Raw genomic sequence first — 18,341 nt, 5'->3', positions numbered from 1 at the left:
CCCTACGCGTTGCGCGCGTAGGAGAGAAGCGTCTCGCTGCGCTCGACGGACCTCGGCCCTTCGAGCCGAGGTCCTGCGCTTCGCTTGGAAGTTCGGGGCCGGGCTGCGCCCGGCCCCGAACGCCCGGCTGCGCCGGGCGAGGTGACCCCATTTCACGGGGTCGCGGCGTGCGGCCCGTTGGGTGGGTCCGCTCCGCTCCCCCACCCGGGATCCTTTCCGGCTCCGCCTCCAGGACCAGCCCGCTCCGCGGGCTCAGCAGTGGCCAGTCAGGGTGTGTCCTCCCGAGGGGATGCAGCCTCCTGCCGAAGGTCTTGCATCGCCACAACCGCACCCCGGTAAGCGGACACGAGGATCAGCAGTGCGGACGGGACGATAAACCACCGCCAGGCACTGTCGAACCCGGTGACCACGAAAGGTGCCGTGATCACCGCGAGTCCACCCCACACCAGGTTTCCCAACACCCGCAGCACCGGATGCGGTCTCCTGCGGAACACCACCTCGAACCAGGTCTTCCCCACGTTTCCCCCTCCAACAAGCCCGGGAACTCCCCAGACAACAGAATCGAGATCGTAAGGGAACTCTCCCGCAGAGCTGCCCCCGTCTCACGGGGTGTACAGAGGGCGGGACTTCAGCCTGCTGGGATGTCCGCTCCGCGGTCACAAGGCGCCAGCAGCAGTGGCCCGGGCTACGCGCTTACCTGGGTCAGGGAGCGAAGAACCAGCAGTACAGCGGCTGGCCCAGATCCTCCGCCGTGCGAGCCATCCCCGCCACCCCGGTGAGAATCTCGATTGCCGTCTCCATCGACGGTGCTTCGTCCTTCGTATCAGCAAGATCGACCCACTGGCCCGCAACCTCCACAAGCCTGTCCCTACTCGCCGCCGCAAGCGCCAAGCAGAGCCGCCCCTGAACCTCGAAAACCATGAAACCATCACATTTCGGCGGCACCACGAAGCGAAAGTCCGATGCCACACCCCCGGCAAGGAAAACCTCCCAGTCATGCACCGCATCATCGGGATAGAAATCCGCACACCCGAACGCCGGAAAGCCATGACCCCGACGCGTCGGCCCGACCAACGCGGAAGCCCCGTCGTCCGGGGCCACAAAGAACTCAGCCACACGCAACATGACACGATCATGCCAGCCTGACGGACAGGGGGAGGTTCGACCGCCAGGATGGTGTTGCCAACACCAAAAGCGCAGAACCGGCCGAGAACCAGGACAGTGAGCCGCCTCGATCAACCGGCGGCCGGCGACCTCACCAATGCTCTGCAGGCCATCGATCGGGGACTCACTGACCGGACAAAGACCGGTCTGCGCAATCACAGACCTCCCGACCCTCCGCCATGCGGCGCCGGCACCGCGGACAGTGAAAACCCGGAGGCCCCGCAGGAGGAACAGTCGGAGAAGGGCTGGTCGGCCAGCCCCGCCGACGCCGCCAAACCGCATTGAAGATCCGCATACCTCATCCTGCGCCGCAACAACGAGGAACACCACACCCGAACCCCCGGCACCGTCGGCGACGGGCAGCTCCCACCTACTCCTTCAACGCCTCGGCCTCCAACCGATCCAACCGGGTCCTGGTCGACTCCTTGCTACGCACCAACCTCCAGGTCTCCCTGGCGCACTCCCAAAACGCGGCCAAACCGCAGAGCGCAGCCAACAACCGAAACGGAAACCACCAATCCTCACTGGTCACCGCTGTCTCACACGCCAGGAAAGCCAACAGCAAGGGACCCAAAATCTTCCGCAGCCACAGCTCGACCCCGTCCAACAACTTCCCCACCCCAACCACAAACCCGGCCACCACCCTGATGACCACCTTCATGATCAGACACACCAGCCCACCATGATCCATCGGGGTGGCACGAACGAAGCCAACCAGAGCGGGGACCCGGTGGCGGCATAGTCGATGCGACACATCAGGTGAGATGCACTGTGTAGTATCCCGAGAATGCGCCGCTGGCTCCCCCACCTCATTTCGGGCAGCCGACCTGGAGGCCCTGGGGATCGCCTGGGACACCTCCGACGCCGCTCGCACACAACCTCGGCGCGGCACGGGCCTACTACGAACTCCACGGGACGCTCGCCGCGCCACTGCCGGACCGCCCTGGACGTCGCGGTCGGGCAGTGGCTGACCAACGTCCGCCGACCCGGCGGACTCGCCAAGGACCCCGCACGTGCCGCACGCCGGGCGCCCACCCTGGCCGCGATCGACAAGGACTGGAACCCGGGAGACGACGAACACGGCTGGACGGTCGACTGGCAACGCCACCACACCTACCTCGCCCAGCTCCTGGCCGAGAGGGCCCGGCTGTCCGCGATCATGCCGGGGGTCACGCGGCACGGCGAGGACGTCAGCCGCTGGCTGACCGCCCAACGCCGGCATTGGGACCGGCTCACCGAGGAACAGCGGGCCCGACTCGCCGAACTCGGCGTGAGGAAAGCCCCACGCGCCCGTCAGACGAACGCGAAACGGACCGGGGGCGTCCCGGCCGGGCTCGGCACGGTCGCATTCCAGACGGGTATTCAGGCCCTCACGCAGTACCAGGAACGCGGGGGCGGGGGGATCCCGGGCCGCGGCCACGTCGAGGAGCTCCCCGACGGGACCGCGCACCGGACCGGGGGCTGGGTCGTCGACCAGAAGCAGCGCCGGGACCGGCCGGCCCCGGAACAGTTGGCCGCGCTCGCCGAGCTCGGCATCGACTGGACGGCAACCGGCCCCTGACCCCGGGCTGGGCAAGCCCACCCGCAGAGGCTTGCCCAGGCCGACGCCGAGGCAGCAAGGGCGGCCGACCAGCTTCGATCGGGCGATCTATCCGAGAAGATGCTGAAGACATCGACGATCCCGGTGTGAATGCAATCGGCGTGGTTGCTACCGGACGGAACGTCGCTCGGGCCGCCGTGAGCCGATGCAGGCCACCAGATGTCTGCAGTCTTCGGTGAGGAAGAACTGGAAGAGCCATGAGCCGTCGACGGTGGTGACCTTCCCCGCGCGAATGGGCTGCGCGTGCTCGCGAAGCAGTTGCACCCCTCGCTCCAAACCCATGATCTCCACGCCCATTTGCTGGTACTTCCTGCGCCGGCTCTCATAGGCCCGGGCCCGGAGCTCGGAGGACAGCAGATCGGTATCCTCCCAGACGACGCACTCGCCGCCGTCGACGAGGGCCGCCAAAGCCACCCTGGACACCGCGTCGCCGCCGGCCAGCAGCCGCATGACCTCATGTCGTTCCATGTTCAGCCCTCCCCGCCAAAACTCTGCCGGATCGCGCCAAGGCGCCGCAACGACGTTATTCGTCCACGGCATGACCAGCAGGCGCAACCCTCGGGCGAGTTCGTTGAGCAGGACGTGTGTCGGCAGCTGCTCCGGCGCAGCCGCGACGACGTCCGGGAACCGGTCCCGGACCGGGGCTCCGCGGCGGGTCTGGAGCAGCACCCGGCTTGTGCTCTCCGGATGCCCTGCACCCTCAGAGCAGAAGCAGCGCCGGAAGCGGCTGGCCCCGGAGCAGCTGGCCGCGCTCGGCGTCGACTGGGCGCGGTGACCGAGTCCGGCGTCGTTCCGGGTTTCCGGAACGGTCGGCATCGATCGAGGGCGGTCAGGTGTGGTCGGACCTCGGCCGGGCCGCGTTCGGGCCGGGCCGCCCTGGTCGCTTCCAGCAGATCGGGAAACACCCGGAACGCTTCGATCGCCCCGGTCACCTCGAACAGACGGGTGACGACCGAAAGGGACCGCAGAGCCACGGCCGGCTCCCCACGTCACGCCCAAGCCCGAGAAGTTCGTAGAGCGCCTTGACTCCCATGAACTCCACCCCGGACAGGTCGACCACCACCTGCTTGCCCGACCGCGCGGCGCACTGGAGCCCAAGACCCAGCAGCTCTATCTCCACAGGGCTCTCCACCACTCCCACGATCATCACGAAGTCCTGGAACGTCCACTCGGTCATCAGGTGCATCGGGCCACGCGCCGCCACCGAAGGCATGCCCGATGCTCGGCACCGCCCCGCGACGATGTCAAACGCCGGGTGGGCAAGCCTGCCCACGCGGGGGGCTTGCCCAGGCAGGCCCAAGGCTTGCCCACCCGGCATTCGCAAGGTGGGCAAGCCCTTGACCCCCTTGCCGGCGTGGGGACGTTGGCCACGTGCGGGGCCGGGCCCGGTCACCGGGCCGCGATCAGGCCGAGGCAGGCAACCACCAGGGCCACGGCCGTCCCGGCCACCGTGATCGGCGCGACGAGGACCGGGTGGCGGTGGACGACGTTAACCGACGCCGCCCGCCAGGAGCAGCATGACGAGGACCAGGAGCAGCAGAACGGCCAGGGCGAGCGAGGACACGGAACGTTCTCTTCGTCGGGCATGCCGAAGCTCGGCATACGGATGGGGGCGGAGCGTCGGCGAGCCGGACTTCCAACGTCCCGGACCGGCCGGACAGCAAAGTGCGACGGGCTGGGGTAAGCCCCGCAAGCCCGTCGCCACGTCGGCACCTGATCACCCGACGGGGGCTCATTCAATAGTTCGGCGGGATCCGCCCCGGGACGCAGTGCGACCCCGGTACACCGTGTGGTGTGCCGGGACCGAAGTCGGTCCGGTCGTACTGCCCCAGAGCGCCTGGGCACCGGTCCTGACCCGCACACCCATGTCGGCACGGACTGAACCCGACACTACCCAGACAGAGCCCTCAGAGACCCGTACACGGCCACCCACGGACACAACCACCAGGAACCCACGGACTCACGAACTCAACACAGCCAAGGAATCACCCACGAACAACAACACCAGGAACCCAACACAGACCCGAACCCCAACCCCGAGAACCAAAACCACCCCGACCGAGAACCCGAACACCCCGACCAACACCCACGAGGACCCCACGGCCAGAAACCAACAACCAATCAACCACCCAAAAGAACCCACAAAGAGAAAGTCCGGAAACTCACCACCCCCGGAACGGCACCTGACCAGCCACAACGCGGAACCTCACCGGAAGCACCTTCCCCCCATGCTTCCCCCACCAGGTTCCCCCTCCATTTCCCCCTCCAGGTTCCCCCTATGGTTCCCCCTCGGTCGAGGAAGGGGCAGAGGGTCAGGCGGTGTCGCCGCGCCACCGAAACGGGCCGCCGACCGCATCGTCGTCCGGGACGTAGTCGGCCCGGCTGGCTACGTAGGCGACTTGCAGGAACGGTTGCAGCCGGATTCGGGGAACGGGCGCGGCTGGTTGTCGTGGGGAATCTCGGCGAGATCCAGAACAGTGCCGGCGGCTCGCAGCGGTGCTGTCGGCCGGATCTGCAGCCGTTGGAACGGATCAGGAGAGCACCCATTGGGGCGGGTGTCCCGGGTCGGCCGGGCAGGTGAAGACGTGGAGGTCCCGGTCACGGCCGAAGCGGAGCCGGGTGGGCTGGGCGACGGACTGGCCGCCCCGGATCGAGGCCCTCCCCTGTAGGGACGGATCGCGGTCTTCCAGCGGCATCCAGCTGTGCGAGCCGGCGTCCATCTCCTCGCCCCCGGCCGTCAGCAGGAGCCGCATCGGGGCCCCACAGGACGCGCAAGTGATGTCCATCGGGCCCGTCGATGCCCAGCTGGGAAATCCGCCGACCCGCCAGCCGGGCGGGATCGAGAGCGCGCCCTGGTAGCGCGGGGCGTCGCAGCCGCCTTCCGCCGTCTGGACGTCGTCCCACGCGTCGATGCCGGCGATCAGATCCGCAGGCATCGTGTCGTCCTCCGCCCACGGATAGGTGTCCACCTCCTCTGGGTGCACGACGCAGGGTTCGGGAAGTTCGTGCTCCCACCGGAGCAGCGGCACTTCAGGCGCGGCGGCAAGGAAGTGGTCCACTCGCTCCGTCTGTGCGGCCAGCCTCCACTGCAGGAGGTATCGGCGCTCCAGGTACGGGCCGTGGGTGCGCGGGCAACGGAAGAGCTGCACCAGGTCAGCGCCGCCGGGACCGGCGGCAAGGCCAGGGACATCCCGGCCGAAGAACTGGGCGAGCCCCACGAAGGGCGTCGGCCCGTCCTCCCCCGGACTGCCGGCGCCGGACCACGGGCGACTCCGGGGCCACACGCCCGCGGCCCGGGCGGCGCGGATGTCCTCCGGTGCGTACCCCTCACTCTCGGGCTCGTGCGGCTCCCGGCAGACCGGCCACGCCTCGTCGCTGGGCCACAGCAACGGCCCTCCGACATGGCTGTCGTGCCGCCCGGGCTGCCCCGGCCTCGGGTGCAGCCGGGTTGTCCGCCCTCGGTATGCCTCCAGCTCGGGGAACACGGCCTCCACGGCAACCGGCCTGGCCGGCGTTGTCCTGGTCATAGGCGGAACGTACGCGGCCGGGAGCATGCCACGCGAACGGGTTACCGCGATCCCTCCCCCGAGGACACCACGTCCCGCCATATCAGCGCGCCCCTGGCCGAGCACAATCATGGTCCTGACACAAGCACGTAGGCGTTCCCGAATCTCGGCAACATCACTTCCCGGATGAGAAGAGCGTTCCTACCACAGAGCAACAGACGTTCTCGAAACCAACCAACAGAGCCAGCCCGGCCGCCCGGACCGTACAGGCCGAGATCGGGGCCAGGACTGGTTCCTGAGCGGATCCTGGCCGACGAGGAGATAAAGGGATGAGGGGATGAGGAAGGCTCCGCCGCTGGACAACGCCGCCCCGGGCCCCTCAGAGATCCAGAACCTCTCATTACTAACGAATTAGAGGTGTCGTTTTCCGAAAGGGGCTTGCCCACAGCCCCTGAACTGCGGTGATAGAAGATCATCGAGTTCGGGGGGTCACACCTCCGGTCACACCCCCGGTCCCCCGCCCAGAACACCTCTGCAGGCACCTGTGGAGCCCCCTTCCGGTGCAACCCCGAACGACCTTCCGGCGGCCAGGGCTTGCCCAGCCCCAGCCCGCCCGCGCATCGAGGAGAGACCCCGGCCGGACCGAGCGAGCGCCGGCCCGGTGCCCCGCCGGGAACCGGTCCTGACACCTGACGCCGGCACCGCCGCGCGCGGCGACACCCACCCCCGGGTGCAGGTCAGCAGGGGGCAGGGCGTCTGTGCCTGAGCCGTTCATGACATGTGCGTGCAGCGTTCCAACAGTCGGCGATACCGCTCGGGGTCTGCCAGGATGATGAGCCTGGCCTTCTCATGACTGGTGCGGAGATCAGCGGTGTAGTCCCCCGGGTCGAGGCTGAGTTCCAGCGAGAGGTCCTGGCGCGTCTCTGGGTTTTCGCAGGCCAGGAATGCGGAGAGGCACGCCGATCGGTAGCCGTCGCGGAGATCGGCCAGTGCGTCCAGTGCCGCTTTGCTCTCCTCTGTGGGCACTCCTCGCCGCAAGTCCTCCATGGAGGCGTACTGGAGACCTGGGCGAGCGAAGTACCAGGCCATGCCGGCGCCGACCTTCTCGGGGTCGGAACCGGTCCGCATGTAGTCGATGATCGCGGCCTGGATCCGGCGGTGGCCACAAGCTGTGACCAAGGGCTGCATGAGCTGTCGTACGCCGCTTCGGCACTGATCGTGCACGGCGGCATGAGTAAGGAGGCCGGCGTGCTGCCGTACCGCCGCGGGATCCCGGGCCGCGGCCTCACCGAGCTGGTATCGCTTCACCTCGTTGCAGTGGTACCGGGGCTCGCCTTCCATGATCGGCGGCAACTCCCAGTCAGGACAGAAGATCGCAAGGAGCTCGTCCAGCATGGGTTCAAAGTCGACCTCCCGCCCGGCTCGATCGGGGAGCATCTCCAGCGACATTCCGTAGCCCTCCCTGGTTCAGATCGTCTCAGCCCGATGAGAGCCTCGGCTCAGGCTAGGCGTCAGATCTGCCTGAGCGTCAGCGAATCGGCCATCGCCCGAACCCCCGGAAGCAGGCCCGTCAATGTTCTCGCGGCTACTTGGGGTCCTGGCTGTCCCAGGGGTAGACGAGCTGGTGGGGACTGAGTTGCCATTTGGTCAGTACGTCCACCAGCTCGGACTCGTCGGTCGCCTCAGCGAAGGCAACGAGGACTGCCCCCATGTCGTAGTCGAAGCCGTCGATGCGCCCTCCGTCGTACTCCCAGTGCTCAAGCCGGAAGGTGCGGTGCGTGTCGCTGCGGACCCACCCCTGCTCGCGCGCCTCGGCATCACGTGGGATCCTCCCGGGAGTGATGTCCACGAATGCCCGGCGGTCAGTCCGCGTTGCCGGGACTTCCGCTACCAGTCTCCTGCCGAGGCGCAGGGCGGTCAGCTTGTCCATGGGCCAATTCCAGGCGTCGTTCACAAGGCCCCATTCTGGAGTCAGGCACCCGGACCGCACCGCCAGGCCGAGGAGAACGGCGGGGCATGCCCGGAGCAATGTGCATTCCCGCCGCTTCCAACGACCGAACACCCCACCAGTGCGACGCCCACGCCGGCCCCGCCGGCGAGTTACCGGTTACCGGAAACCGGCCGGGAAAACCCCACCCCACCCCCTGAGCAGCACGACCCCGCACCCGCACGCGGGCTGCAACCGGTAACCCGCACCGGCCGACCGCCCCCACCACCGGTCAGGATCATGGCCGGGAGAATGAGGCGATGAGCAGCACGCGTCGCCGGCTCGGTACCGGCCCCCGTCCCGAGTCCGCTGATCCGCAACCATCCCCCGCCCGGAACGGTGTCCCGGGCGGCCGGCTCGCCGCCGAGCGGGCGGCCAACGCCCAGGCCGTCACCGCTCCCGCCGCCCGCGGTTCGGGCGGGACCGGACCGACCCCACGGTGACTTCACCGGGTGCCCGGTGAAGTTGTCGAAAACCTCACCGAAAACCTCACCAAAAATATCCCCAGTGCAGGTCAGCGGCTTCCGAGAACCCGCACCTCGCGGCCGTCGACCGTGAACGCGGTCCGACGGCATTCGGTGAACTCACCGGCATCCCCGAGGGCCGGGGCCTGCCAACGGACGGTCCAGGTGGACGTCGCCGTGCCCGCGTACCGCCCGCCGGCGACAGACGACGGCCTCTTCGCCGATCCGGTCCGCTACCCAAGATCAGCCGGCGTCCGCCGCCGAGCCGGACCCGAACAACGGCACGTCGTCCGCCGTGACGTCCCGGCGCAGCCGCTTGAAGCGGACCGAATGGCGGTGGACGCCACCGTGTCGATGGCCCGGTCCGCGCTGATCTCCGCCACCTGTACGGGCCGGACGAGGACGGCGTCCAGGACGTCCCGGGGGTCGGGGTGGGGAGGTCGAGGGTGCCCAGCGGGCTTACGGAGGTGGTCAAGTGGGGGCGTCCTATCGATAGGGCGGGGATGGGCGGGCCCGTTGTCACGGGCAGGTGGCGGCTGCGGCTGGTTCCGGTGCCGTGGCGTGCAGGGCAAGCCGGTCGCCCGACCAGCGGGCGCACAGCCGTCGGTCGTGGCTGACCACGACCACCGCGCCGGCGAACCGGGCCAAGGCCTCCTCCAGTTCATCCGCCAACGCGGGAGAGAGGTGGTTCGTGGGCTCGTCCAGCAGCAGGACGTCGACCGGTTCGGTGACCAGGCGGGCCAGGGCCAGCCGCTGCCGCTGTCCGACGGACAGGGAGCCGACGGGAGCGGACAGCCGGTCGCGGGCGAACAGGCCCAGTGAGAGGAGTTGTTCGGCGTGCTCCTCGGGGGTCCCGGGGCGGCCCTCGGCATAGGCCGCGAGCAGCGTTCCGCGGCCCGTGCCGGCATCGGTGTGCTGGGCGAGCAGTCCGATCCGGCCGTGCCGTACGACCTGCCCGCGGTCGGGGGCCAGGGTGCCGGCCAGTACGTGCAGCAGGGTGCTCTTGCCCGCCCCGTTCGGGCCCGTGACCAGCAGTCGGCCGCCGACCGGCACGTTCACGTCCACCAGCGCGAGCCGCCCCTCGACCGCGGCGCCCACCGCGGCCAGCAGCACCCCTCGCGCGTCCCCGGAACCGGCGGGCGTTCCAGGGTCGGCGGCAGCCGTGGCAGCGTTGCGCGGTACCGCGGTGAACCGCAGCGGGTCCGCGGGGGCCAGCACCGGCCGGGCCAACAGTCGGGCGAGGCGTTCCTCCGCGTTGCGGACCCGGCTCGCGAGGGACTGCTGGACCCGGCCGGCGGCGCGGTCGTATGCCATCTTGTTGCCGTCTTTCATGGCACGGCCGGGCGCCACCCGGCGGGCTGTGACGGCGGCGGCCGCGCGCAGCCGGGCCACCTCGGCCCGCCAGGCGGTGGCGGCCTCGGCGCGGCGGCGCCGGTCGGCGACGCGCTCGGCGAGGTAGCCGGCGTAGCCGTTGCCGTACCGCACGGTCCGGTGCAGGTCGCCATCGACGTCCAGGAGGGAGGTGGCGACGCGTTCCAGGAAGGCCCGGTCGTGGGAGACGGCGACCGTTATGCCGCGCCGGGCGCGCAGGTGGTCCTCCAGCCAGGTCAGGGCGGCGTCGTCGAGGTGGTTGGTGGGCTCGTCGAGGAGCAGCACCTCCGGGGCGGCGGCCAGCAGTACGGCGAGGCGTAGGCGTACGGCCTCGCCGCCGGACAGGCCGCCGATGGCGCGCTCGCGAGGCAGGGCCGGTAGGCCGAGGCCGTGCAGGGAGCGCTCCACGCGGGCGTCGGCGTCGTACCCGCCGCGCAGTTCGAAGGCGGTGAGGGTGTCGGCGTACGCGCTGAGGGTCTTGGCGGTGGCGTCGCCGTCGGCCATACCGGCCTCCATCCGGCGCAGGTCCCGCTCCAGGGCACGCAGCTCGGCGAGGGCGCGGTCGACCACCTGCTGGACGGTCAGGTGCGGGGCGAGGCGCTCTTCTTGTGCGAGGTAGCCGACGCCGCCTTCGGCGTGCAGAACGACCTCGCCGCGGTCGGGGCGCTCGGACCCGGCCAACAGCCGGAGCAGGGTGGACTTGCCGGAGCCGTTCTCGCCCACGATGCCGAGGCGTTCGCCGGCGGGGACGGAGAAGTCGACGGAGTCGAGGACCAGGCGGCCGTTGTAGGACTTGGTGAGGTCAGATGCGGTGAGCTGTGCAGTCATGGGGCGGCTCCAGGGGTTCGGGGGTCGTCGCGGCGGCGGTGTGGTGGGCGGTGGCGTGGTGGATGAACACGGGAGTTCTCCTTTAAGGCGACGAATGTTGCGTTAAAATGCTGACATGGATTCCCCTGCGCAGGCAACCGAAAGTTCCGGCCAACAGGAACCGGCCAAACTGGCCACGCCACAGCGCCGGACCGGCGGCCGGAGCGCCCGCGTCCGCGCCCAGGTGCTGGAGGCGGCGGGCGCGCTGCTCCTGGAGGCCGGGTACGACGGGCTCACGGTCGACGCGGTCGCGGAACGCGCCGGCGTCCACCGCACGACCGTCTACCGGCGCTGGGGCGACGTCGGTCGCCTGCTGGCCGACGTACTCGACGCCGCGTCCGACGACTCGTGGCGCCCACCGGACACCGGATCACTGGAGAACGACCTGACCGCCCTCAACCAGGAGGTGTACGAGGCGCTGGCGGGTGGCGGGCCGAACGTGACCACGGCGCTGATCGCCGCCGGGTTCCGGTCAGCGGAAGCGGCAGCGGCACTGTCGCGGTTCTGGGAGGACCGCTACGCGCGCTGCGCGGTGGTCGTCACCCGCGCGGCCGACCGGGGCGAGCTGCCCGGCCCGGCCGACAGCCGGGCGCTGCTGGTCGCCGCGACCGCCCCGCTCTACCACGAACTGCTGCTGCTCCGCACCGCCCCGGACCCGACGCTGCCGCGCCGCGCCGCCGCGGCCTCCGCGGCGGCGGCCCGCGCCGGCGCCTTCGAAGGCGCGAACTCCAGCCCCGACCGGTGACCGCCGCCCACCCGTTGGTGCACGCCGGCTATTGATGCCGTTCAGATCGGCTCGCCTTGACCGGTGCAGAGAAGCCACACCCCCACCGGCAAATACGGGTGGGTGCCTCGCCCACCTGCCCGGCATCCACGGCCGCGCCACGGGCACAGTTCGGGAACTGAACATGCCCGACCCCGCCCGCTCCGCCTCGCGCCTGGACCTGCTCCGCTTTCTGGAGCGCGTCCAGGTGCAGGATCTCCAGCGCACCCGGGACTGGATAGCCACCGAGGAACAACTGATCGCCGCCGAGGGCGAACGGCGCCCCGCGCCGCCGCCCCCGGACTGGCTGATCGAGCACGGGATCGGCGCCGGCCGCCCGGCCGCACGCGTGCACACCGGGCAGTGCTGGGACACCCGTACCCGCTGCAAGCCCGCCACCGCCGACACCGTCCGCCGGGCCCTCGCCGAGGGAATCTCCGCGTGCCCGCACTGTCGCCCGGACACCGCCCTCGGGGTGCTTGAGTGAGCGGCCGCGCCCAGGGTGGAGGCATGACCCCCGAGCTGCGTGTGATCGTCTACCCGCCCGACGAGCAGGGCGGGCGCCGGGTCCGCTGCGACGGCGAAATCCTCGGACGCGCCTTCGGCCCCTCCGACGTCCTCGAATTCCTCCGCCGAGCCGGCCTCGACCCCGACGACGTCGCCCCGTACGGCGATGGACTCATCGAATGGCGCGGCGGCGGACCAGCCGTATGGCACGTGGAGCCCGATCCCGAGTGAGGCCGTCCCTCATCCGGCCGCATCGGATGTACGGGAAGCCCGGCCCCGGGCCGCCGTGCCATGTGGGGCAGGCCGGCCGGGGCTGGATCGGTGGCCTCTTGACGTCCCGGTCGTGGGCGGGTGTTCAGCGGGTCGCGAAGGGCCGGTAGACGCGGATCGACCGGTCGGCGACGCGGACGCTGCCGGTGGCCAGGATGATCGTGCGGGTGGCTCCGGCCCGGTAGCGCAGGTCCACGATCTCGACGAGCCGGCCGCGATCGAGGACGTGGTCGCCGACCCGGAGTTCATGGGGCGGGCAGTCCATGGGCGCGGTGCCCGGCGGGATCCGCACCTCCTCCTGCGGCGCGGGCTGCCGTTTGCCCGCCGGTCCGCACAGCACCGTGCGGGCGATCCACTGGAACCCGGCGGCGTCCATCAGCCGCATGACCAGCGGGGACGGGTAGAGCTTGACCACCTCGCCCCGCGCCTTTCGCTCCCGGTCGATCACCACCTCCCCCACCCTGAACCGGCGTCCCCGCTCGGTCACCGGTGGCCGGCCTTCGCGCAGCGGCGCATCAGCACGTTCGCGTCGCTGACGACGGTGCCCCGCATGGGGCCCCGAGCGGCAGCGCGCGAGCGCGCGTAGCCCTGGCAGCGCGGGCAGTCTGCCGGCGCCGCCGGCGGAACGGGCGGAAACAGGCGGAGCGCTTCAGCCTTGGCCCGCTCTTCACTGCTGAGGTCTTTCATCGGACGCTCCTTCGCCTGGTGCCGGTGCTCATACCCTCGTCGCGACGAACCGCCCCGGACAGGGGCATGTCCGGGGGCAAGATGTACCCATGGACATCGGGGAGTTGATCCGGGAGCTGCGCACCGGACACGGTTGGTCCCAGGCCCGTCTCGCGGACGAGATCAACGCCGTGCACCGGACGTCGTTGACGCGGGAGTACGTGGCCCGGTGGGAGCGGGGCAAGGTCGCCCCCCGCGGCTTCTACCTCGCGGCCCTGTCGAGCGCTCTCGATGTGCCCTTAGCCGTCCTGGAGGACCCCATGTTGCGCCGCACCTTCCTGACCGACGTCGCCGGCACGGCCATAGCCCCGGTCATCGCGTCCGATCTCCTCGCCCGCGGCTTCACGGCCCGTCTGGCGGGCGGTCCGTCGGTCGAGGGGTGGGAAGACAAGCTGGCCGCGTACGGCAGTCAGTACATGTCGATGGGCGCCGCCGACATCCAGCGCCGTGTCTCGGGTGAGCTGGTCGTCATCCAGCAGCAACTCGACCATCCCCGTATGTGGTCGGCCGCCGCCCGCCTGATGACCCTCTACGCGAAGACGTTCCCCGGCTCCGACGGGGCGGCCGCCGTGCGCTGGTACCGGATGGCCGCGCAGGCCGCCGACGAGTCCGGTGACCCCGAGGCCCGCGTGTGGGTACACGGTCGGGCCGCCATCGCGCTCGGCTACGAGGGTGCCGCCCTCGGGGTCGCCGACGTCCTCGCGGACCAGGCCCTCGCCCTCTGCGACACCCCCTCCCTCGGACTTCTCAACGCCCTCTACGGCAAGGCCCACGCGGCCGCGCTCCGGGGCGATCACGCCACCGCCCGCGACCTCGACACCCGCGGCCGCCACATGTTCGACGCGGCCGGCTCGCACGAGCAGACCTCCGACTACGCCGTGCCCTGGTGGCGGCTGAACGTCTTCCGCTCCCTGCTCCTGGCCCGTCTCGGCGACGAGCAGGGCGCCGCCGCCGCGCAGGACCAGGCTCTCGCCGAACTCCCCACGACCCTGCCCCGCTTCGCCACCCACCTCGAACTCCACCGCGGCCTCATGCTGGCCCGCTCCGGCGACCGAACCGGCGGCGTCGCCTACGCCACCGCCGCACTGGACGCCCTGCCCCCCGAAAAGCACAGCCTCACCCTGCGGATGCTCCTGAAGGAGATCAACGCTCCCGCACCGCTGTCCTAGTCGATGGCCGGCCGCCGACGACGGTCCGGCGGGTGACAAGCGGCAGGGCCGTCCTCGTGCGAACCGGGTGCGGCCCGGGTCCGCCCCTTCTCCACCGGGGCCGGACCTGCGCAGGCCCAGCCCACCCAGTCGGCCACGACAAGTAGGTGGGCTGGGCCCTGATTCGCGGGCCGAGTCCATTCGTTCGCCGTCCGTGGTGGGCGTGTTCGTGAGAACCTGGCGGCTTCTCCTGCGAATCGGCCGGGCCCACTCTCTTGGCGGACTGGTGGGCCCGGCCCGCGCGGTTGTTGCCGACGGCGAGGCCCGGCCGGCACCGGATGTGGACGCGGTGGCCGGGCTGCTCTTCGTGCCCCGGCCGTCGAGGAGGTGCAGGCCTCAGGCGTCGGGGTTCTTCCCCGCGGTTGTCCTGTTGAGGCGGTCGATCTGGAGTTTGGCGAAGTCGTTGTAGGGCTGGGGCTGGTTCTCCTTCAGGTTCGAGCTCTCCAGCCGGATCAGGGCGCTTCCCACGCGCATCATGACCTCGGTGTGTGGGCCCGTGAAAGCGTCGGTCTCGTCCGCCCCCGCCGAGATTTCCAGCGGCTTCGCCTCAGCCCCTGCCTTCCGCCGTGCTTCGGCCGTCATGCCCTTCAGCCCTGCCTTCGCATCGTCCACCGTCGTGAAGGACACGATGCTGTACCTGATACCCGAATCGCTCTGCGTCCCGTCCGGATCGAGGAGGCGGAGGGTGATCGACCCGACCGAGACGAAGCCACCGCAGTTCGTGTCCGTCTGCTCCTCGCACTGACGCAGGCTGTCACCGCCCTCCCAGGTCTGGACGCTGTTCGTCGCCTTCCAGCCCTGCGGCGCCGCCGTCCTGCCGATGAGGGCCGTGCGGATCATGTCCTCGGTCACGACCACCGGAGCCGCCTTCGCCTCGCCGCCCGCTCCCCCGACGCCACCGACAACACCCGACCCGTCGTCACCATCACTTCCACATGCCGTCAGCGCCACCATCAGCGCCGCGCCGCCTGCAAGCCCCCGTACTGTCCTGAACACCGGCAACCCCTCACCTCTTGATCATTTGACCGTCGAACTCAACAGCACCGAGACGTCACACGCCACCCCGCCGAGTGCACGGAGCGCCCGCCGTTCCTCCTCTTCCGCCCCGCACAGCAGGGCGGGGGTGGTCGACCACGGCGAACTCCTTTGGGACGGTCGTGCCCGAGCAGTAGCGGTGGAGGGTGGACGCGCGGACGCTCAGCCGCCGGCCCAGCGGCTCATCACTCCTCCCGTTCCGCGCCTTCAGCGCGCGCACGAGCCCCGAAAACTCCTCGACGGGACGGCGTCCTTCGGCATTCCACCCCCTCGGCCCTGTTCCACCCCCCTCGACTCTGCGTCCCAGCCTTCACGTCCTTGCACGTCAGCGGGGGTGGAATGATTCCGGGACGGCTGATGGGCCCGTGATCGTTGCGGTCGGCGGGCGCCGACCGCAGGCTGGTTGAGCACCGACCGAACGATCGACCCGACGGGGGACCCACCACCATGAACAAGCTCCGCACCGCACTCGCCACCGCGGCCGCTGCCGCACTGGGCCTCGCGGCCCTCGCCACAGCCCCGGCGCAGGCCGCTGCCCAGCCCGCCTTCCTCGCCGCCTCCCAGATGCCGCCGTCGTCGACGCCGTGGACCGCCACCCAGGTCTTCAACGGCGTCCCGGAGAACGGCGGCGTCCTCTGCGCCCCCTACAAGATCCCGGCGCAGAACACCCGCCACCGCGAGTTCAGCACCGAGCTCGACACCAACGGCGTCCAGGTCACCACCGTCGCCCGTACCGAGGCCGACGCCGTGAAACTGGTCGACACCCTCCGCGGGGCCCTCGCCGGCTGCGGCCCCCTGCTGGAACAGCAGAACCCCGGCCTGCAGGCCGTCAGCGCCTCCCACGGCAAGCTCGCCGTCGAGGAAGGCGCCTGGGTCTACAGCCTGGACACCGCCGACCCGCAGATCGGTACCTCCGACATCCACCTGTTCTCCGTCGGCCGCGACGGCCGCACCGTCACCCTCATCCGCTGGGGCCGGATGGGCAACCTCAACGAGGCCCCTCTCACCGCCTTCCGCACCACCACGAAAACCGCCGTCAACAAGCTCCACTGACCCCAGGACTCCCCCAAGAGCCGACCACAGCACGACAGCGGCGCGGCCGGAACCCGGGCCCGCCGCTGTCGTGCCCACCCGCTCCGCCGACGACGACCACTTCCGGCCTTGGGTCACGTCCAGCAGCTGCCCGTCCAGCGGACCGCCGAGCAGCTTCACGTACGCGTGTCCGTCCTGCGGCCCCACCGGTCACCCGGATCCGACCCGTACACACCCCGCCCCACCCACGCACCTCAGCCCACCACCCCACGAGACGACACCGGGCGGTGACGCCACATCACCACCCGCCCCGCACAAGCCCACACCACCGGGAGCACGGACTCCGCCCGTCGCAGCCTGCGAACCAGTGACCACGCCAGATCTTCCGAATCCAGGTCGTCGGGGTCGACGCCGAGGAAACCCGCCTCACGGCGATCGTCCCGGGGGTGGCCCGGCACGGCGAGGACAGCGGACGCCGGCTCGCCACCCAACGCCACACCAGACGCCCTCGTAGACACCCGGGACTCCCCCGCACGGGCGCGGGTCGGTCACCCTTCCAGACGGGCATTCACACCCTGACGAAGACCGGGAACGCGAGAACGAGGGCATGAGCATCCCGGGCCGCGGTCACGTCGAAGAACTCCCCGACGGGACCGCCCACTGGACGTGAACCAGAAGCAGCGCCGGAACCGGCCGGCCCCGGAGCAGATCGCCGCGCTCGGGTCGGCTGGGCGGCGACCGGCCCCTGACGCCGGGGTGGGCAAGCCCGCCCGCGCGGGTGGCTTGCCCAGGGAGGCCCAAGGCTTGCCCGGGCAGGGCACCCAAGGCTTGCCCACCCGGGATTCGCAAGGTGGGCAAGCCCCTGACCCCTTGCGGGCGTCGGGGCGTCGGCCACGTGAGGGGCCAAGTCCGGTCATCGGGCCGCGATCAGGCCGAGGCAGGCGACCACCAGGGCCACGGCCGTCCCGGCCGCCGTGAAGGGCGCCACGAAAACCGGGTGGCGGTGGACGACGTAGCCGACGCCGCCCGCCAGGAGCAGCGTGACGAGGACCAGGAGCAGCAGGACGGCCAGGGCGAGCGTGGAGACAGGACGTTCCCTTTCGGCGGGCATGCCGAAGCTCGGCACGCGGGGTGAGGAATGTCGGAACGTCCCGGACCGGCCGGACAGCAGAGTGCGACGGGCGGGGGCTAGCCCCGCAAGCCCGCCGGTCGAGGCGCCCTGACCTGATCACCGCGCGCGGCCCCATTCAATGAAATGGGGCGAGACACTTCCCAGTTCGGAGCCCGGCCGCGGCTATTGAATGGCGGGGGACCTGGGTGTAGGGCGACCCGGGCGACCTGGACGTGCCCCCGGCGTACCGTGGAAGGGCGGGCGGCACGGTCCCCCGACACCGCTGTCGCGAAGGCCGCCCGACCCGCCTCTCCCCGCGCGCCCGGCCCGCCCGCCGGGACCCGCGCGGGTGGCGAACGCCTTCATTCACCGATCCCTCGGTACGACAAGACCCCGCCACATCATCACGGTGTGCCGGGGTCGAAGTCGGTCCGGTCGTACTGCCCCAGAGCGCCTGGGCACCGGTCCTGACCCGCGCACCCATGTCAGCACGGACTGAACCCGACCCTATCCACGCACGGCCGTCACAGACCCGTACACGGCCACCCACGAACACAACCGCCAGGAACCCACGGACTCAAGAACTCAAGAACCCACGGACTCAACACAGCCAAGACCAAGGAACCACCCACGAACGGGCCTTGACCCCGAATCCTGAACACACGAGACACTGGATCCTGAGGATCTGAGAACGGACATCTCGTGGTCATGAAGAACTACCCGCCGGAGT

The 18,341-nt window shown here is 70.4% G+C and carries 20 protein-coding genes; 7 read left to right on the top strand and 13 right to left on the bottom strand.

What is annotated here, in order from left to right; all coding sequences use genetic code 11:
* Positions 1–266: 266 nt before the first annotated feature.
* Positions 267–518 carry a hypothetical protein gene (locus ACZ58N_RS38455; protein WP_471170192.1) on the bottom strand — a complete coding sequence of 84 codons (252 nt, stop codon included), beginning with the start codon at positions 516–518 and terminating at the stop codon, positions 267–269.
* Between the two features lie 184 nt (positions 519–702).
* Positions 703–1,125: a hypothetical protein gene (locus tag ACZ58N_RS38450; protein ID WP_471170190.1), complete on the bottom strand. Its 423-nt coding sequence runs from the start codon at positions 1,123–1,125 to the stop codon at positions 703–705.
* Between the two features lie 826 nt (positions 1,126–1,951).
* Here ACZ58N_RS38450 and ACZ58N_RS38445 point away from each other — a divergent pair.
* On the top strand, positions 1,952–2,725 hold the full coding sequence (locus ACZ58N_RS38445; protein ID WP_471170187.1) for a helicase associated domain-containing protein: 774 nt from the start codon (positions 1,952–1,954) through the stop codon (positions 2,723–2,725).
* Positions 2,726–2,872: 147 nt separating this feature from the next.
* Here the strand turns inward: ACZ58N_RS38445 and ACZ58N_RS38440 are convergent, their stop codons facing one another.
* The 5 genes from ACZ58N_RS38440 to ACZ58N_RS38420 form a co-directional block, all read right to left on the bottom strand.
* Positions 2,873–3,433, bottom strand: a complete 561-nt coding sequence (locus ACZ58N_RS38440; RefSeq protein WP_471170184.1) for a hypothetical protein — start codon at positions 3,431–3,433, stop codon at positions 2,873–2,875.
* Between the two features lie 259 nt (positions 3,434–3,692).
* Positions 3,693–3,941, bottom strand: a complete 249-nt coding sequence (locus ACZ58N_RS38435) for an STAS domain-containing protein (RefSeq protein ID WP_471170182.1) — start codon at positions 3,939–3,941, stop codon at positions 3,693–3,695.
* A 1,354-nt stretch (positions 3,942–5,295) separates the two neighbouring features.
* Positions 5,296–6,291: a hypothetical protein gene (locus tag ACZ58N_RS38430; protein WP_471170179.1), complete on the bottom strand. Its 996-nt coding sequence runs from the start codon at positions 6,289–6,291 to the stop codon at positions 5,296–5,298.
* A 750-nt stretch (positions 6,292–7,041) separates the two neighbouring features.
* Positions 7,042–7,719 carry a hypothetical protein gene (locus tag ACZ58N_RS38425; protein ID WP_471170176.1) on the bottom strand — a complete coding sequence of 226 codons (678 nt, stop codon included), beginning with the start codon at positions 7,717–7,719 and terminating at the stop codon, positions 7,042–7,044.
* A 136-nt stretch (positions 7,720–7,855) separates the two neighbouring features.
* A complete protein-coding gene (locus tag ACZ58N_RS38420) occupies positions 7,856–8,200 on the bottom strand; it encodes a hypothetical protein (RefSeq protein WP_471170173.1) in 345 nt (114 codons plus the stop codon).
* Between the two features lie 317 nt (positions 8,201–8,517).
* Here ACZ58N_RS38420 and ACZ58N_RS38415 point away from each other — a divergent pair, with 317 nt between their 5' ends.
* Positions 8,518–8,700 carry a hypothetical protein gene (locus ACZ58N_RS38415; protein WP_471170170.1) on the top strand — a complete coding sequence of 61 codons (183 nt, stop codon included), beginning with the start codon at positions 8,518–8,520 and terminating at the stop codon, positions 8,698–8,700.
* 540 nt (positions 8,701–9,240) lie between these two features.
* Here ACZ58N_RS38415 and ACZ58N_RS38410 read toward each other — a convergent pair.
* Positions 9,241–10,920: an ABC-F family ATP-binding cassette domain-containing protein gene (locus tag ACZ58N_RS38410; protein ID WP_471170167.1), complete on the bottom strand. Its 1,680-nt coding sequence runs from the start codon at positions 10,918–10,920 to the stop codon at positions 9,241–9,243.
* Positions 10,921–11,035: 115 nt separating this feature from the next.
* Between ACZ58N_RS38410 and ACZ58N_RS38405 the strand changes: the two genes are divergently transcribed.
* The 3 genes from ACZ58N_RS38405 (at position 11,036) to ACZ58N_RS38395 (ending at position 12,460) form a co-directional block, all read left to right on the top strand.
* Positions 11,036–11,704 carry a TetR/AcrR family transcriptional regulator gene (locus ACZ58N_RS38405; RefSeq protein ID WP_471170164.1) on the top strand — a complete coding sequence of 223 codons (669 nt, stop codon included), beginning with the start codon at positions 11,036–11,038 and terminating at the stop codon, positions 11,702–11,704.
* Between the two features lie 163 nt (positions 11,705–11,867).
* On the top strand, positions 11,868–12,209 hold the full coding sequence (locus ACZ58N_RS38400) for a DUF6233 domain-containing protein (RefSeq protein ID WP_471170161.1): 342 nt from the start codon (positions 11,868–11,870) through the stop codon (positions 12,207–12,209).
* Positions 12,210–12,232: 23 nt separating this feature from the next.
* Entirely contained in the window at positions 12,233–12,460 is a 228-nt protein-coding gene (locus ACZ58N_RS38395; protein WP_471170158.1) for a hypothetical protein, read from the top strand.
* A gap of 124 nt (positions 12,461–12,584) precedes the next feature.
* On the opposite strand, the gene ACZ58N_RS38390 is transcribed toward ACZ58N_RS38395, so the two are convergent.
* Both ACZ58N_RS38390 and ACZ58N_RS38385 read right to left on the bottom strand, forming a co-directional pair.
* Positions 12,585–12,950: a hypothetical protein gene (locus tag ACZ58N_RS38390; protein ID WP_471170155.1), complete on the bottom strand. Its 366-nt coding sequence runs from the start codon at positions 12,948–12,950 to the stop codon at positions 12,585–12,587.
* 32 nt (positions 12,951–12,982) lie between these two features.
* Complete coding sequence (locus ACZ58N_RS38385) at positions 12,983–13,186, bottom strand: hypothetical protein (RefSeq protein WP_471170152.1); 204 nt, start codon at positions 13,184–13,186, stop codon at positions 12,983–12,985.
* A gap of 89 nt (positions 13,187–13,275) precedes the next feature.
* Between ACZ58N_RS38385 and ACZ58N_RS38380 the strand changes: the two genes are divergently transcribed.
* On the top strand, positions 13,276–14,394 hold the full coding sequence (locus ACZ58N_RS38380) for a helix-turn-helix domain-containing protein (protein ID WP_471170149.1): 1,119 nt from the start codon (positions 13,276–13,278) through the stop codon (positions 14,392–14,394).
* Positions 14,395–14,769: 375 nt separating this feature from the next.
* Here ACZ58N_RS38380 and ACZ58N_RS38375 read toward each other — a convergent pair whose 3' ends face one another.
* A complete protein-coding gene (locus tag ACZ58N_RS38375) occupies positions 14,770–15,435 on the bottom strand; it encodes a hypothetical protein (RefSeq protein WP_471170146.1) in 666 nt (221 codons plus the stop codon).
* A 49-nt stretch (positions 15,436–15,484) separates the two neighbouring features.
* Positions 15,485–15,688, bottom strand: coding sequence for a helix-turn-helix domain-containing protein (locus ACZ58N_RS38370; RefSeq protein ID WP_471170143.1), 204 nt, complete (start codon positions 15,686–15,688; stop codon positions 15,485–15,487).
* Between the two features lie 227 nt (positions 15,689–15,915).
* Here ACZ58N_RS38370 and ACZ58N_RS38365 point away from each other — a divergent pair, with 227 nt between their 5' ends.
* Positions 15,916–16,521 carry a hypothetical protein gene (locus tag ACZ58N_RS38365; RefSeq protein ID WP_471170140.1) on the top strand — a complete coding sequence of 202 codons (606 nt, stop codon included), beginning with the start codon at positions 15,916–15,918 and terminating at the stop codon, positions 16,519–16,521.
* Between the two features lie 892 nt (positions 16,522–17,413).
* Here ACZ58N_RS38365 and ACZ58N_RS38360 read toward each other — a convergent pair.
* Positions 17,414–17,611, bottom strand: coding sequence for a hypothetical protein (locus ACZ58N_RS38360; protein ID WP_471170137.1), 198 nt, complete (start codon positions 17,609–17,611; stop codon positions 17,414–17,416).
* Positions 17,612–18,341 lie beyond the last annotated feature (730 nt).

It is taken from the genome of Streptomyces sp. NPDC040432 (assembly GCF_055595445.1).
This window is presented reverse-complemented; position numbering and strand designations above follow the sequence as displayed.

What these genes read in the sequence shown, in the direction of transcription:
- ACZ58N_RS38430 (WP_471170179.1), bottom strand. Translation starts at nt 6,291, where the DNA reads ATGACCAGGACAACGCCGGCCAGGCCGGTTGCCGTGGAGGCCGTGTTC.
- ACZ58N_RS38395 (WP_471170158.1), top strand. Translation starts at nt 12,233, where the DNA reads ATGACCCCCGAGCTGCGTGTGATCGTCTACCCGCCCGACGAGCAGGGC.
- ACZ58N_RS38380 (WP_471170149.1), top strand. Translation starts at nt 13,276, where the DNA reads ATGGACATCGGGGAGTTGATCCGGGAGCTGCGCACCGGACACGGTTGG.
- ACZ58N_RS38405 (WP_471170164.1), top strand. Translation starts at nt 11,036, where the DNA reads ATGGATTCCCCTGCGCAGGCAACCGAAAGTTCCGGCCAACAGGAACCG.
- ACZ58N_RS38365 (WP_471170140.1), top strand. Translation starts at nt 15,916, where the DNA reads ATGAACAAGCTCCGCACCGCACTCGCCACCGCGGCCGCTGCCGCACTG.
- ACZ58N_RS38445 (WP_471170187.1), top strand. Translation starts at nt 1,952, where the DNA reads ATGCGCCGCTGGCTCCCCCACCTCATTTCGGGCAGCCGACCTGGAGGC.
- ACZ58N_RS38450 (WP_471170190.1), bottom strand. Translation starts at nt 1,125, where the DNA reads ATGTTGCGTGTGGCTGAGTTCTTTGTGGCCCCGGACGACGGGGCTTCC.
- ACZ58N_RS38425 (WP_471170176.1), bottom strand. Translation starts at nt 7,719, where the DNA reads ATGTCGCTGGAGATGCTCCCCGATCGAGCCGGGCGGGAGGTCGACTTT.
- ACZ58N_RS38415 (WP_471170170.1), top strand. Translation starts at nt 8,518, where the DNA reads ATGAGCAGCACGCGTCGCCGGCTCGGTACCGGCCCCCGTCCCGAGTCC.
- ACZ58N_RS38420 (WP_471170173.1), bottom strand. Translation starts at nt 8,200, where the DNA reads ATGGACAAGCTGACCGCCCTGCGCCTCGGCAGGAGACTGGTAGCGGAA.
- ACZ58N_RS38360 (WP_471170137.1), bottom strand. Translation starts at nt 17,611, where the DNA reads ATGCCCGCCGAAAGGGAACGTCCTGTCTCCACGCTCGCCCTGGCCGTC.
- ACZ58N_RS38400 (WP_471170161.1), top strand. Translation starts at nt 11,868, where the DNA reads ATGCCCGACCCCGCCCGCTCCGCCTCGCGCCTGGACCTGCTCCGCTTT.
- ACZ58N_RS38410 (WP_471170167.1), bottom strand. Translation starts at nt 10,920, where the DNA reads ATGACTGCACAGCTCACCGCATCTGACCTCACCAAGTCCTACAACGGC.
- ACZ58N_RS38385 (WP_471170152.1), bottom strand. Translation starts at nt 13,186, where the DNA reads ATGAAAGACCTCAGCAGTGAAGAGCGGGCCAAGGCTGAAGCGCTCCGC.
- ACZ58N_RS38435 (WP_471170182.1), bottom strand. Translation starts at nt 3,941, where the DNA reads ATGACCGAGTGGACGTTCCAGGACTTCGTGATGATCGTGGGAGTGGTG.